General features: G+C 40.4%; 15 protein-coding genes and 1 pseudogene. 5 read left to right on the forward strand and 11 right to left on the reverse strand.

Annotation, left to right across the window (positions count from 1 at the left end):
- Nucleotides 1-308 precede the first annotated feature (308 nt).
- Entirely contained in the window at nt 309-701 is a 393-nt protein-coding gene (locus OKC24_RS07580) for a DUF4440 domain-containing protein (RefSeq protein ID WP_130146735.1), read from the forward strand.
- A 207-nt stretch (nt 702-908) separates the two neighbouring features.
- Here OKC24_RS07580 and OKC24_RS07585 read toward each other — a convergent pair.
- The 8 genes and pseudogenes from OKC24_RS07585 to OKC24_RS07620 all read right to left on the reverse strand — a co-directional run.
- Nucleotides 909-1,085, reverse strand: a pseudogene (locus OKC24_RS07585) (IS5/IS1182 family transposase); the annotation flags it as partial.
- Between the two features lie 363 nt (nt 1,086-1,448).
- Complete coding sequence (locus tag OKC24_RS07590) at nt 1,449-2,762, reverse strand: MSMEG_0569 family flavin-dependent oxidoreductase (protein WP_416346072.1); 1,314 nt, start codon at nt 2,760-2,762, stop codon at nt 1,449-1,451.
- Nucleotides 2,763-2,770: 8 nt separating this feature from the next.
- A complete protein-coding gene (locus OKC24_RS07595) occupies nt 2,771-3,061 on the reverse strand; it encodes an MSMEG_0570 family nitrogen starvation response protein (RefSeq protein ID WP_130146739.1) in 291 nt (96 codons plus the stop codon).
- Nucleotides 3,049-4,095: a sll0787 family AIR synthase-like protein gene (locus OKC24_RS07600; protein WP_130146741.1), complete on the reverse strand. Its 1,047-nt coding sequence runs from the start codon at nt 4,093-4,095 to the stop codon at nt 3,049-3,051. The genes OKC24_RS07595 and OKC24_RS07600 overlap by 13 nt, the downstream gene beginning before the upstream one ends.
- The gene (locus OKC24_RS07605; RefSeq protein WP_130146742.1) at nt 4,095-4,658 is read right to left on the reverse strand and encodes an MSMEG_0567/Sll0786 family nitrogen starvation N-acetyltransferase; all 564 of its coding nucleotides are present in this window, start codon (nt 4,656-4,658) and stop codon (nt 4,095-4,097) included. The genes OKC24_RS07600 and OKC24_RS07605 overlap by 1 nt, the downstream gene beginning before the upstream one ends.
- Before the next feature lie 10 nt (nt 4,659-4,668).
- Nucleotides 4,669-5,748: an MSMEG_0568 family radical SAM protein gene (locus OKC24_RS07610; protein ID WP_130146744.1), complete on the reverse strand. Its 1,080-nt coding sequence runs from the start codon at nt 5,746-5,748 to the stop codon at nt 4,669-4,671.
- 31 nt (nt 5,749-5,779) lie between these two features.
- Nucleotides 5,780-6,772 carry a Nit6803 family nitrilase gene (locus OKC24_RS07615; RefSeq protein WP_130146746.1) on the reverse strand — a complete coding sequence of 331 codons (993 nt, stop codon included), beginning with the start codon at nt 6,770-6,772 and terminating at the stop codon, nt 5,780-5,782.
- Between the two features lie 27 nt (nt 6,773-6,799).
- A complete protein-coding gene (locus OKC24_RS07620; protein ID WP_131276288.1) occupies nt 6,800-7,282 on the reverse strand; it encodes an MSMEG_0572/Sll0783 family nitrogen starvation response protein in 483 nt (160 codons plus the stop codon).
- 232 nt (nt 7,283-7,514) lie between these two features.
- Here OKC24_RS07620 and OKC24_RS07625 point away from each other — a divergent pair, with 232 nt between their 5' ends.
- A complete protein-coding gene (locus OKC24_RS07625; RefSeq protein ID WP_131276289.1) occupies nt 7,515-9,425 on the forward strand; it encodes a sigma 54-interacting transcriptional regulator in 1,911 nt (636 codons plus the stop codon).
- A gap of 49 nt (nt 9,426-9,474) precedes the next feature.
- Here OKC24_RS07625 and OKC24_RS07630 read toward each other — a convergent pair whose 3' ends face one another.
- Entirely contained in the window at nt 9,475-9,894 is a 420-nt protein-coding gene (locus tag OKC24_RS07630) for a winged helix-turn-helix transcriptional regulator (RefSeq protein WP_130146750.1), read from the reverse strand.
- A gap of 112 nt (nt 9,895-10,006) precedes the next feature.
- On the opposite strand from OKC24_RS07630, the gene namA reads away from it, so the two are divergent.
- The gene (namA, locus tag OKC24_RS07635) at nt 10,007-11,083 is read left to right on the forward strand and encodes an NADPH dehydrogenase NamA (RefSeq protein WP_130146752.1); all 1,077 of its coding nucleotides are present in this window, start codon (nt 10,007-10,009) and stop codon (nt 11,081-11,083) included.
- 78 nt (nt 11,084-11,161) lie between these two features.
- On the opposite strand, the gene OKC24_RS07640 is transcribed toward namA, so the two are convergent.
- Nucleotides 11,162-12,046: a LysR substrate-binding domain-containing protein gene (locus tag OKC24_RS07640; protein ID WP_130146754.1), complete on the reverse strand. Its 885-nt coding sequence runs from the start codon at nt 12,044-12,046 to the stop codon at nt 11,162-11,164.
- A 104-nt stretch (nt 12,047-12,150) separates the two neighbouring features.
- Between OKC24_RS07640 and OKC24_RS07645 the strand changes: the two genes are divergently transcribed.
- Nucleotides 12,151-12,867: an alpha/beta fold hydrolase gene (locus tag OKC24_RS07645; protein WP_213073149.1), complete on the forward strand. Its 717-nt coding sequence runs from the start codon at nt 12,151-12,153 to the stop codon at nt 12,865-12,867.
- Nucleotides 12,868-13,028: 161 nt separating this feature from the next.
- On the opposite strand, the gene OKC24_RS07650 is transcribed toward OKC24_RS07645, so the two are convergent.
- Complete coding sequence (locus OKC24_RS07650) at nt 13,029-13,649, reverse strand: TetR/AcrR family transcriptional regulator (protein WP_130146767.1); 621 nt, start codon at nt 13,647-13,649, stop codon at nt 13,029-13,031.
- 132 nt (nt 13,650-13,781) lie between these two features.
- Here OKC24_RS07650 and OKC24_RS07655 point away from each other — a divergent pair, with 132 nt between their 5' ends.
- Nucleotides 13,782-14,624, forward strand: a complete 843-nt coding sequence (locus OKC24_RS07655; protein ID WP_131276290.1) for an enoyl-CoA hydratase-related protein — start codon at nt 13,782-13,784, stop codon at nt 14,622-14,624.
- The last annotated feature ends 3 nt before the right edge of the window (nt 14,625-14,627 follow it).

Consider the following 14,627-nt stretch of genomic DNA (forward strand, 5'->3'; position numbering starts at 1 on the left):
TTTCTTGATCTAAACAAGAAATGATGTATTCACGATAAATCTTTAACCGCCAGCGCTTTCAATGCGCTCTTCCTAGCGAGATTTATTGTTAAATCTAAAACGTCAAACTCCGTGACTCTGTATATAGAATATATTTACTTTTACATGTATATTTCCACATATTTTCAAGTATAAAACCATACCTTTTTGATTGGTTTTTGTCATTAGATATCTTCTAGATCATATTATTTTTTACAAATTTTATTGAATTTTACATGGATTTTTGATTTATTGTATTTACAGATATTTTTTATATAAGGAAATAACTCATGGCACTTTCTCCGGAAAAGGCAGTCGAAAGTATCCATACGATGCATGTTTTGATTGAAAAAATTTTTAGCGGCAAACATGCAGAAGAAGACCTTCCCCTGCTGATCGATTATTTTTCCGATCATTTTGAAATGGTCGGCGCAGCTGGAAAGCGGATTTCATTGCAGGAAGTTAAAGGCTTATTCGCCAATAATCAGGGAAAAATGCCTGATATTCAGATTGAAATTTATGATGAGCAGATTTTGATGCAAAAGCCAGATGCAATTGTTCTTACCTATACTGAAAAACATACGAAAGCTTCTGGCATTCTGATTCGACGCTCTTGCGCACTCATTGAAGAAATTGAAGGAAAAATGCTGTGGAGCTATTTACAGGAAACATTTTTAGCCTAAAAAAATTTTAGATCATAAGACATTGCAATCTAAAATTTTATTGAATCGCTTAAAGTGTGTCTTGTCCGATTTGCACCAAACAAGCCTAGAACTTCCTAGGCTTGCAGTTGTACACCAGCTTTTAAAATCAGCAATTAATTGTATTAGTTCAGACTGGCTTTGTTGCATAAAGACCTTAAAGACAGAGCTGCCCTAAATACCCCGAATTTAAGTGACAACTTGGGTATGAGGGCGCCCTAATTCTGTGAATTTATTCAAGACCGCTACACCTGCATGAATCTCATTCACCTGACTAGGAAAACTTCTTGCCCTTAATTTATCACCCAATAATTTGATGCAATCCATTTTGGTTTCCGCCAAACTTCGACGATAATAATCAGACCATGAATAGCCACCAAAATTCTAGACACAGTGGTCGCAATAGCAGCTTTTATCATTGATTTCATCTCATTTCCTTCAAAGTAGGTTGGCAATCTGCCCGTTATATTTGATATGAACACTTTATATTTGAAATAAATTGGCTTCAACTATCAAAAAAAATCCAACACTACATACAAAAAATTTCTAATTTAAGGAATTATTACCTATTGCTGAAATAGCGAAGTTAAAAAGCAAAAGATTCCGTGAACAATTTTATTCACCGCTTGATCTCAAATAAATAAAAACGAAAGAGGATTTTTCTTATCGTTGAAGCAAACATTTTGGCAACGCTAAAGCGTTGCCAAAATAGATCACATACCGTGCTTTTTAGACTTCAACAGCATCAGCAATTACTGGGCTAAGTCTTGAATTTGGCATGTCAAGCTGCTGTTTAATATGCGCCGCAACAAACTCAGCATCTTTTGCAATATCTAAAAAACGACCTGAGCCCCAAGTATGCAACCAAGGCAAACCAATAAATGTGACATTAGGGTCAAGCGTGATCCCACGGTCATGTTTTGGATAGCCATTTGTTTCAAATAAATCTAAATCAATCCATGAATAGTCAGGTCGAAACCCAATACACCAAATGATGGAAGTAATATTTTCCGCAACCAAATCAATTTCCGTAATTTCAGCTTGAGCTGTCCACACAGGCTCATAAACTGAAGCTGGCTCATCTGTCTCAATACCATTTTCAGCAAGATAAGCATCAATCCCTGCATTAATACGGTTATAGGTTGCATCTGCCATATCCAAGTTTTGCATCAAATCTGGACGAAACACCAATTGTCCATCTTTGTAGTCTTGAAAACGCCCTAATAATTGCATCCCTTCTAATGCAAATTGACGTAGATCAATATCACGACCTCCATCACGTCCAGTTACATAGTGATTGGTACTGTTCCGAACTTCCTCACTGTAACGATGGTCTTTGACTGTAGTCTCGTAATAGCCCATTTCAAAGAGCCACTTCACCACATCTTTACCCCGATAGAAACGTGCACAACGTGGTGCATCTCCTGTAGATAAATAAACTTTTTTGCCAGCAAGATGTAAATCTTCAGCAATTTGCGCACCTGACTGCCCTGAGCCAACCACCAAAACATTACCTGCGGGTAATTGCTCAGCATTAAAATACTGTTCTGAGTGAATCACGGTGACATTTTCAGGTAAAGCAGATGAAAGCTTTGGATAAATTGGCGTGTGATACCCTCCTGCGGCAACCACTAGCTGCTTCGCAGTTGTCGTCCCCCGATCTGTCTCAATCACAAAAGACTGGTCTGCAACTTTTTCAACATGCTGAACTGCAACACCTAAGATTGCAGGTGGATTGAGCTTTTCAATAAACTGATCCAAATATTCAACAATCTCATTTTTTTTCATAAATCCATCAGGCTGATGGCCCATATACGGATGCTCTGGTAACAAACACTGCCAGTTAGGTGTGACCAAGGTAAAATTATCCCAGCGTTTACGTCGCCACGCATGGGTTAACTCGGGTTCTTTTTCTAAGATTACATGTTCAATATTGGCTTTTTTTAAATAGTGGCTGACACAAAGCCCTGCCTGTCCACCACCAATAATCACCACTGGATATTCAGATTTAAGTTTTGCTTGTTCAACTCGGGTCATGGTCATCACCTGTCTTATTCGTTTGTCATTTCAATAATTTCGATTTGATCTTGGGCTTGAATGCTCAAAATATTAATGTGCCGTTTAATGCTGGCGAGATTATCCATCGCAGCACTACAAGCAAAACCGTAACGCAGTCGGACTCGTTCAGAAGCCTGTTCAAGACCATTTTCCACTTGCGTCACAAAGTCCATTAAGCTGTACACCTGCCCAACCCGCAAATAGTCATAAATAATGCTAGAGGGTGAGTAATATTGATTGACCTCGCCATTTGGCCATTTCACGGTAAAATTTACACTCGGCATAATGTTGACTCCTGTTGCTGTGCATGTCGGGAAAGATGGGAAAATGGAGCTTGCGCGAGGACTTTTTGATAATTCAGCCCAGTAAAAGCCTGTTGTTGAAAATCCCAAAAAGTCTGTTGTTCAGTCTGCTGCTGAATCTGTACCTTGCCAGAATCTGTGACCTCACCAATCACTGCACAATCAATATCTTGTGAAGCAAATAATTCAATGATGTCCTCACATTCTTCGCTATCGGCCGTCAGTAAAAAACCATAACTTGGGAAAATTTGAAGCCATTTCAGCCAATCGGTATGTTGTGGCTTCGGAATCTTATCTAGCCAAAGATTCGCTCCTGATCCCGTTGCCTCAAGGAGCATTAACAAACTACCTAAAATTCCTGCATTACTAATGTCACGCGCTGCATACGCGAGATGCTGTTCTGCAATTTCGGGCAATACTTCCAACTGAGTTCTTAAAACCGCAGCAGGAACATGTTCAAAACATTTCCAATAAGTGGTTTGCTCATGGAATTTGCCCTGCATATTCAGTGCAATTAAGATTTTCTGCCCCGCTTGAACATGAAAGACCGAGAGCAAATGATTAGCCAATCCTTGTATGGCAACGGAGAGCGTAGGTTGAAAATCTGTATGAATATTGGTGTGTCCACCCACAAGCTTTACGCCATAGGTATCACAAGCTGCTTGCATGCCTGCCAACAACTGTTGACCACGTTGTGTATCGGTATGCCAATAACTATTCACCAGAGTTAAAGCTCGCCCACCCATTGCAGCAATGTCGCTCACATTTGCCATCACCGCAGACCATCCTGCAAAATAAGGGTGATTAGCCACAAAACTTGGCAACATCCCCTCACAAGCATGCAATAAATATTGCTCACCGAATGGCATCGCAGCAGCATCATCCGCAGGCAATGCATATAAATCTTGTAGAGTTTGAATGTTCAGATTCAACTGCGATTTAATCGCATGAATATCTTGCTTAGACTGCATCGCTGGCGTGATTTGCAGTTGTGGGAGTAGCTCTGAAAGTCTCATCAGCAGACCTCTCTATAGCTATAAGCTTGCATCACCACATTTTGTAATGGGTAATTTTCGACTTGTGCTTGCATTAACACATGCGGAAGATTTGCAACATTCAGCTCATGTACAGTGTCCCAACACAACTTTTGAAAATAGCGTTCGTTCTGTTGCTGAACCGTCGCAAGGAATGTGGTACAGCCTAAATTTTTGGCAGTGGATACGGCTGCATTAATCAACGCTTTACCAATTGCATGTTGATGACGGTATACAGGATCAACACACAAACGCCCGCCCCACCATGTCTGTTCAGCTTCAGGGAAAATACGAACTGCACCAATAATACGATCATGTTCCCCAAATATTTGTCCAATCGCTACAATCGCTAAGGCTTTGAAATCATGTTCATCACGATCTTCTTTTAAAATTTTCTGCTCATCACGAAACGTTGCTTCGCGTAATTGATAATATTGGCGACGCTCCCAATCTTCTGCTACAACTTTGATAATGATGTCATCCGTGACAAATTGCTTCAGCTCTTCATTGAGCTCAATCAACCATGCATAATTAGATAATTTCATCATCAACTCCTTATTCATAAGCTCTGAGTGAAGAACAAGCCCCACATTTTGCACAACCTGCCTGCGTATCTTGTGAATTCAAACCATACTGCCGAAGCTGTGTGCCAATTTGGGGATAAAGCATTTGCATAAATGCTGAATCAGGTTTGGGGTGATGCTCTAAAGCCGTTCCCTGTATCGGCACAAAAGGAACTACAAAGGGATAAACCCCTATTTTTGCTAGGCGTTCGGTCATGCTGATAATTTCTTGCTCGGTATCACCTAAACCAGCCAAGATATAAGTACTGACTTGGCCCCGTCCAAAGACCTTTACTGCTGCTTCAAAAGCAGAAAAATAGAACTCAAGGGATACTTCTGCTTTCCCCGGCATAATTTGCTTGCGCACCCGATCGCTTACGGCTTCTAAATGCATCCCGATGGATACAGCACCAGCGTCTTTTAATTTTTGAAACCAAGCAAAATCATCAGGCGGTTCACATTGCACTTGAATCGGTAAATCGACTTTCGCCTTAATCGCAGCAACTGAGTCGTATAAAATCGCTGCACCGCGATCAGGCGTATTCGGTGTTCCTGTGGTCAGCACCATCTGAGTCACCCCATCCAGTTCTACGGCTGCCTTAGCTACTTCAGCTAATTGGTCGGGGCGCTTGCGAATAATTGTGCGTCCATCTTTTAAAGACTGATCAATAGAACAAAACTGACACGCCGTTGCTTTATCATTCATGCGAATACAATGTTGCAACACCGTTGTTGCCAACACATCATGGCTATGCAGCGTGGCAATCTGTTCATACGGAATGCCCTCTGCTGTGCTTAAATCATAAAATCGTGGTCGCGTTGGCGAAGTTAGCGTTGCAACAGGTATACGGTTTTTAAAGACAATCACCTCACCTGTTGCAGCATCTTTTTTACCCGTATAAGGAGAATCCTGTGAAGCAAGGTTTAACACTGGAATCATGAGCGTCTGACCACCCAAGGTCATGGCTTTATGATCGCTTGGACCTGCGCCACCTTTGCGAGAAAGTCCAACCTCACCTTCCCATTTCAACCCGTTACATTGCAAATCACTGAGTAATTCAATCGCAGACATGATCTTCTCCTGTTATTTTTAAACGGGGTTTCTATGCTTGTACTTCGGCAAATTCAGAGACTTTTTCGATGCTGTTATTCGATGGATTCTCCAGCTTTAACTCATGCAAAACTGAGGTAGGACGACGATCAATCAATAAACTGAGTAATTCTGGACGACTATAATGCCCAACAGAATCCATCATCCGTTTACGTTTTTCGATTAAGGAAAAGTCTAAATCCGCAATCACATAACCTTCGCCTTGTGTGATCGGTTCCGATAAAAATTTGCCTTCTGGAGAAACAATAGCCGTAAAACAACCACCCGAAATTGGACCGAGTTCACAGCCTGTGTCTTGCATAATTTGTTGTTGTTGCTCTGGGTCAAGCCATGCTGTGGCGTTCACAACAAAGCAGCCTGACTCTAAAGCATGGTGCTGAATAGTGGCACTGATCTGATCCGCAAAAATCTGCCCCACGAGTGAACCCGGAAACATCGCCGCATGGATTTGCTCACCATCCGCCATCAAAGCAAACCGAGCCAAAGGGTTATAATGCTCCCAACATGCCAGTGACCCAATACGTCCTACAGCAGAATCTATCGCACGCAACCCACTGCCATCACCTTGTCCCCACACCATACGCTCATGATAAGTTGGGGTAATCTTACGACGATGCTGAATAATCGAACCATCCGCATCAAACAACAATTGAGCGTTATAAATCGTGCCACCTGCACGCTCATTAATACCAATAGAAACCACCATGTTCGCTTCTTTGCATGCCTGTCCAATTAAAGTTGTTGCTGCTGATGGTACGACAACCGATTCATGCAATAGCTTTAAATGTTCTTTACCCATGGCAAACGGTGGTTGTACAAAAGAAAAATAAGGGTAATAAGGCACAACAGTTTCAGGAAATACGGCAAATTGCACCCCTTGCTGCCCCAACTCCAAAATCGTGTTACAGATTTTCTTGACCGTACCCGCTTGGCTATACAACACAGGGCTACATTGAACTGCTGCCGCTTTAATGATTTGGCTCATGACTTATTCCCCCTTTTTCTTAAATACTTAAACAGTCCACGTATCAATAATTAATGCATTGTCACGGCGCATCAAAAGTTTGAGATCCATCACATCAAGAGGATTAATCGGACGAATTCCCTCCATTAAAGCTTTTTCAGTTTGTCCATAAAGTGCTTGTAAGGCGAAACGACAGGCATAGACTTCACCGCCTTCGGCCATAAATGCTTTTAATTGATTATTAACCGCCAAATGTCCCGGGAATGCTTCTGCCCCCAATGTTGGAAATCCACGTTGTACCCCCAACTGAACACCCGGACCGTAAAGCAAAATTTTGGTTTCAAAACCTTTGCGTAATAATCGTTTTGCTTGTAAGACATTGACCAAGCCAATAGAACCTTCGAAGGCAACGGTATGGAACGTCACCAATGCTTTTTCACCCGGCTCAGCTTTTACATCCTCAAATACCTTTTCTTCATAATCGACAAGAAAATCACCATCTTTGTATTGTTCAATATCTACTTTAGGCATAGCCGTTCCTCATATCTACGGTTTCAATTCAACCAACTGTTTTGGTCTATCCGTGTTATTGCGAGAGCCATGCCAACATGATTCAAATGCTGTTTTAAAATTTTTATGTTATTGAAAAATATATTTTTATTATTTATTTAAGGGAGCTTTATAAAAATAAGAATGTGTTGAATAACTACGGTTTTTCGTAGTATTATGAAATTTCATAGTTAAGATTACGATTTTTCATAGCATGAATAATATCGACTTTATTTCTGATTGGGCGTCTTCTGAAGATTCAATTCGCCCGCTTGCTTTTGAGCATACATCTCAAGCATTGATCGTGATCGACCCACATCAAAATCGCTTTATTGATCTGAATATTAGCGCGTCTCAATTATTACGCTATGAACGACATGAATTGATCGCAAAAACAGTCACTTCTGTTTTTGGACACATCAATCAATTGCCACATCTCATGGCGTTTACAGATGAAGCACTCAGCAAGGGTTATGCTTGGAACAATGAGCTATATGCTTTTGATAAAGAAAATGAAAAAATACAACTCGATGTCACCGCTATTCGTCTGCCTTATAAAAATAAAAATCTACTCATTTGGTCATTGGTCGATGTCAAAGATCTAGAATTACGCCAATTGAATAAAAATGCAGACAAGGTCATTCGTGCAGGACTAAAAGAATGGCAAGCCTTACAAGAGCTGTTTATTGACTCAGATACAGGCAAACATTTATTACTCAGTTCCGTTGGTGATGGTATTTACAGTATTAACAAGCAAGGACTATGTACCTTTATTAATCCTGTCGGTGCAAAAATGCTTGGCTTACAACCCGAAGCTGTTCTTGGTAAAAATATTCATAAAGTTCATCATCATACCCATGAAAATGGAACACACTACCCTGTTGAAGATTGTCCAATTTATGCTGCGGTGCACGATGGTATTGTTCATGAAGGCATCCAAGAGGTTTTCTGGCGACGCGATGGCAGCTATTTTCCAGTCGAATTTACCAGTACGCCGATTATCCGTGACAGTGAAATCATTGGAGCTGTGGTGGTTTTCCGAGATATTACTGAACGTTTAAATACTGAAAAACAGCTTACCCATGCGTTAGAAGAATTACAAGATTTAAAAAGCCGCTTAGAGCAACAAAATGAATATCTACAAGAAGAAATTTTACAAGAAAATCAATATCATGAAATTGTAGGTAATAGCCCTGCTATTCTACAAATTATTGAAAAAATAAAAGTGGTCGCACCTACTGATGCCAATGTCATTATTTACGGAGAATCAGGAACAGGGAAAGAGCTGATTGCACGCGCCATTCATCAGTCCAGTCACCGTAAACAGCACCCACTGATTCGTGTGAACTGTGCGGCAATCCCCTCTGAATTATTTGAAAGTGAATTTTTCGGACATGTGAAAGGGGCTTTTACAGGCGCAGTTCGTGATCGGGCTGGACGCTTTGAACTCGCCGATCAAGGAACTTTATTTTTAGATGAGATTGGCGAAATTCCACTCGAATTACAAAGTAAATTGCTCAGAGTCTTGCAGGAAGGGACTTTTGAAAGAATTGGAGAAGAGAAAACACGACACGTTGATGTCAGGATTATTGCTGCCACCAATCGAAAATTAAAAGAAGAAGTGAAGCTTAAAAACTTCCGTGAAGACTTATATTTCCGTCTGAATGTATTCCCGATTCATTCTCCTGCATTACGTGAACGTAAACAGGACATTCCTTTACTCGTCTCGCACTTTACCAAATTGATCAGTGAGAATCGTAAAGTGCCTTATTTACCTTTTTCACAAAAACATATCCTCGAACTGCAACGCTATGACTGGCCGGGTAATATTCGTGAATTACAGAATGTATTGGAACGTGCATTAATCACTGCCAAACACGGGGCTGTTTCTTTCCAATATTTGCTTGAACAAGAACCATCTCAGACCGTACAGCACAATCAAGCCGTAGCAATTGAGCAAGTCCTGTCAATACAACAGCTCAAACAGTTAGAAATGACAAACTTCCAACTGGCAATCAAACAATGTGAAGGTAAAATTTTTGGTGATGATGGCGCAGCTAAACAGTTAGGCATTAATCCAACGACACTGATTTCAAAATTAAAAAAACTAGGAATTGAATATTGAATCATACTGGCTCAAATATGCTTGTTCAAACCGTCATCAAAGCCTGTGTTTACTCACCCAATTCATCCAAAGCTTCAGTCTTGGCAAACATCTCTTTTAGCGCATCCAAATCTTCATCAATCGCTGTTTTCATCCCTCGCCTTTCTAGCCATTTTCTGCCCCAAAGACTCAGTTCCATAATTAAATGCTGTAATTCTTTCCCTTCATCACTTAATGAATATTCAACTTTTGGAGGGACTACAGGATAAACGTGGCGGATCACTAACCCATCTTCTTCAAGTTCACGTAATTGTTTGGTCAGTAAGCGCTGATTAATACTCACCAAATGACGCTGCAACTCGCTAAAGCGTAAAGTCCCATCCTTAAACAGATGAAATAAAATTACACCCTTCCACTTTCCACCCAAAATATGCAGTGCTGCTTCCATCGAACACCCCGGAGCAGAATCATAATTACGCAGTTTTTTCATAGCAGCTTACAGTTACCTTTTGGTAAGTATAGGAATTTTTTTAGCGTATAAACACTAAAAAACAGTATGTATCATCACCTCATCAAAGTAAAACTGATTCTTGGAGAGGACGATGTCCGCACTGTTATTCCAACCGATTACCATTCGCAACACTGAATTTAAAAACCGTATTGCCATGTCTCCAATGTGTATGCACTCTGCTACATCTGACGGGCATAGCACTGATTTTCATATCGTACATTATGGCGCACGTGCTTTAGGTGGCGCAGGGCTAATCATGCTAGAAACTGCTTCTGTACTGCCCAATGGCCCGATCGGTCCTGGCGATTTAGGCATCTGGAAGGATAGCCATATTGACAGTTTGGCTCGGGTGGTCGATGTGATTCACCACTTTGGTGCTAAAGCAGGTGCGCAACTCGGTCATGCAGGTCGTCAACTGGGGATTGATTTACCCTCAATTGCCCCTTCTGCAATTCCGTTTACTCCAGAATCTCGTGTTCCACATGAAATGAGTATTGAACAAATCAAAGAAGTGGTTGAAGCCTTTCGTTTAGGTGCAGCGAGAGCAAAAAAAGTGGGCTTTGATGTGATTGAAATTCACTGCGCACATGGTTATTTGCTCAATGAATTTTTATCACCACTTGCAAATAAACGTACTGATCTTTACGGTGGTAGCCATGAAAACCGCTACCGTATCGTTCGAGAAGTGATTGATGCTGTTCGCAGTGAATGGGATGGTCCATTATTCTTACGAATTTCTTCAACAGACTATGTTGAAGGTGGCAATACACCTCAAGATTTTCTGATCTATGCGCAATGGATGAAGGAACAAGATATTGATTTAATTGATTGTTCATCAGGTGGTATTGCGATGGTTCCAGTCAATACTTACCCGAATTATCAAGTGCCTGCGGCTGAATTATTGCGTAAAGAACTCAAGATCAAGACAGGTGCGGTAGGTTTAATTGAAACGGGTCGTCAAGCTGAAGAGATTCTACAAAATGGTCGTGCTGATATTGTTCTGGTTGGCCGTGAGATGTTAAAAGACCCGTTCTGGGCACGTACAGCAGCAGACGATCTAAAAACTGCAATTACGGTTCCCTCTCAATATACCCGTTATGGTTCAGCTTGGCAGCGCACAATGCCAAAACTAGATGCTGTCCCTTTGATTGAAACAGTTGAACAATAAATATTGCTGAAATGAAGGGGAAAATATTTCCCTTCATTTCACTATTCGCTTTCAGTTTTTCTTATTTATAACAAAAGTTTAGATTCCAAATTTAAGCACAATAAAATCAATGAAACTTTTTAATTTAGGCGTCATCCTACGGTCACGTGAATATAAAATATGTAGTGAACCCACAACAGGCTCATACTCGTTCAGCACTCGAATTAAACGTCCACTTGCCAAATCATCCGCAACCAACTCATAGGGCTGTAAAAGTAAACCTTGCCCTGCAATCGCAGCCGCACGTAAGGCTTCACCACTATTGGTCCAAAATCTTCCAGTAATCAATGCTGAGCTGATACCATCAGGGCCTTTAAATGACCACTGCGTTCGCAAAATAGAATGTGTAAAGACTAAACATTCATGATGTTTTAAATTATCTGGAGTCTCTAAAAGAGGACTATTACGAATATATTCTGGAGAGGCACATAAAACTAACTTATAAGGGGCTAAACCACGCGACAATAAACCACTATCCTGTAATTCACCCGAACGAAAAATAATATCGTAGCCCTCCTCAACCAAATCGATTTTACGATTGCTGAGATTCAATTCTACAGAGACTTCTGGATATCTCTTTAAAAATTCAGTAATTGCAGGTGCTAATGCATGATTACCAAAGGTTACAGGAGCACTAATGCGCAATTTTCCTCTAGGTGTTGAACGTGTTTCAGCCAAAAAAACTTCAGCCTCTTCCATTTCTGCCAAAATATGTTTGGCTTTTTCATAATAAATCCGACCTGCATCGGTCAAACTTTGTTGACGAGTCGTCCGATTCAACAATTTAATTTCCAATGCTTGCTCAAGGAATCTAATATGCTTCCCAGCCACCTGAGAAGATAGATCTAGCTCGACAGCAGCAGCAGAAATTGAGCCCAACTCCACCGCTTTAACAAACACCTGCATACAAGAGAATCTATCCATTTGAATCTTTTTATATCTAATGTTGATATTTTTAGATAATTTATCTCAAATTATTTCCTATGTATAGTGAGCTCATTAACAAAACTCAGATCAAGAGATTCGCTATGCAAAATCATCAACATCACACAGACACGCAAAACAAACCGACTATCGTATTAGTACATGGGGCATTTGCAGATGGTTCAACATGGAATCCTGTTATTCAACTTTTGCAAGCTGAAGGATTCAACACAATTGCAGTACAAAACCCCTTAAGCTCATTGGATGATGATGTACTCGCAACCCAACGTGTACTTAATAGAATTGGAAGCCCCGTTGTTCTTGTCGGTCATTCTTGGGGAGGCATGGTGGTAACTGAAGCAGGACAACATGAGTCGGTAAAATCTTTGGTTTATGTCGCCGCTTTTGCACCCGCCGTAGGTGAGTCAGTCGTCAACTTAGGACAAGGCCTTCCTGCACCATCAGGCTTTGCTCATTTAGTCAGTGACCAAGATGGCTTTTTAACTTTGAGCCTTGAAGGTATTGAACAACATCTTGCACAAGATCTTAATGACTCTGTTCAAACCCAATTGATGTATGCAACACAAACCCCAATTCGGGCAAGAAACTTTGAAGAAAAAGTAAATGCTGCCGCGTGGAAAGTAAAACCATCCACTTATATCATTAGTGAAGATGACTATATGTTGCAACCTGAGCTACAAAAGAAAATGGCTGAAAGAATGTCAGCCAATATCACCACCTTGAAGGCAAGTCATGTTCCACATTTGTCACAAGCAGCTGAAGTTGCAAAAGTAATTATTGAGGCAGCATCAAAAGTTTAACCGTTATATAAACGTATGATTAGAGCTTAAAATGTTTCATGCATTCAACAGAATGCTGCATTTTAAGCCTCTAAAAGCATTTCCACGATCTAGCCATAAAATTAAATCACAAACATGAAGATTTACGTTATTCAATCACAAAAGAAATGCGATATATCCTTTTACTCAAAATCTAAATGCACCTTCACCAATTGATTAAACCCTAAAAGTGCTTTTTCAATTACAGCATCTTTAGAAATATGTTCTGGTAACTCAAAAACATTATGAATCATCAATGACGCGAGTCCGTGTGCAAAAGACCATGCAGCCAGCGCAGCAGAACGAACTTCTTTGGACTGAATATCTTTTTCAAGCACATCCGCTACACACTGCTCCACCACAGCATAAGCATTTTTTCGTGCCGTAGAAAGAGTAGGATTCATTTCACTATGTGCCAATTGAGAACCAAACATTAACTGATACATGGCAGGATGTTCAAAAGCAAATAACATGTACTGCCGACTAATCACCTGCATCTTATTTTTCTTGTCTATCCCTTGCTGACATTGTCCCAAAACAGTTTCTAGCTGAGCAAAGCCTTGTGCGGCAAGATGACTCAATAGTTCATCCTTATTGGCAAAGTGATGATAAACAGCCGTTGCACTCACACCCACTTGTTCAGAAATAGCCCGAATAGACAACTTATCAGGTCCGACTTCTTCAAGCATTTTCTTTGCTTGATCAATGAGTTGGGATTCAAGATTACCAACATGGTAATTTTTTCTTTTGACGGATTTGTTCATAAAGTGCTGAGTAAAAATCAATATTCTTCTGCCATTTATCCTAGCATAAATTTAAATGCACCATTTAAATTAATCTTTACACTGTAAAGATTAAGGTTTAGAGTATTTTTTAAACATCTTAAGGACAGAGTGATGAATCAAAATTATGAGTGCTTTCAACTGAGTATTCAGGCTCAGATTGCGCATATACAACTTTCCCGCCCTGAAAAAGCAAATAGCTTAAATTTGTCTTTCTGGCGTGAATTTCCTCAAGTGATTCAACAATTGCATAAATCTGGACAGATCCGAGCGTTGATTATCTCGGCTCAAGGTAAAGTATTTTGTGGAGGTCTTGATCTGAGCATGTTTAGTAATCAGGCCGAATTTCATGCACAAAATGCTGTAGCACGTGAAAGCATCATGCAAAGCTTAGCTCTGATGCAAGACGCATTGACTTGCCTTGAAAAAGTTAGATTCCCTGTAATTGCAGCAGTACATGGCAGTTGTGTCGGAGCTGGTTTTGATTTAATTGCAGCATGTGATTTTTGTTTTGTGACTCCACAGGCCAAGTTTCGTATTGAAGAAACCAATATTGGGATGATGGCGGATATTGGCGTATTACAACGTATACCCCATCAAATTCCCTTCAATCTTGCCCGCTATCTTGCTTTCACGGGAGACACATTGCTCGCTGAAGATGCGTACCGTCTCGGACTAGCGGTTAAAATTTTAGAAACACCAGAAGCACTATTGGAACATTCTTTTAGCATTGCAAAAAATATTGCTGTAAAGCCACCTGTAGCCATGCAAGGCATTAAACGTAGTCTACTCTATAGTCGAGACCATAATGTGGCTCAAGCCCTAGACCATACTGTGATGTTGCAATCAGCTATTTTAAATGGACAAGATATTTTAACCATGGTGCAAAGCCGTATGTCTAAAGCATCACCGCAATTTGAAAACTTACACCCGATTCAATTCGCTGAAACTCAATAAAGC

Source organism: Acinetobacter entericus (assembly GCF_026168575.1).
Taxonomy (GTDB): domain Bacteria; phylum Pseudomonadota; class Gammaproteobacteria; order Pseudomonadales; family Moraxellaceae; genus Acinetobacter; species Acinetobacter bouvetii.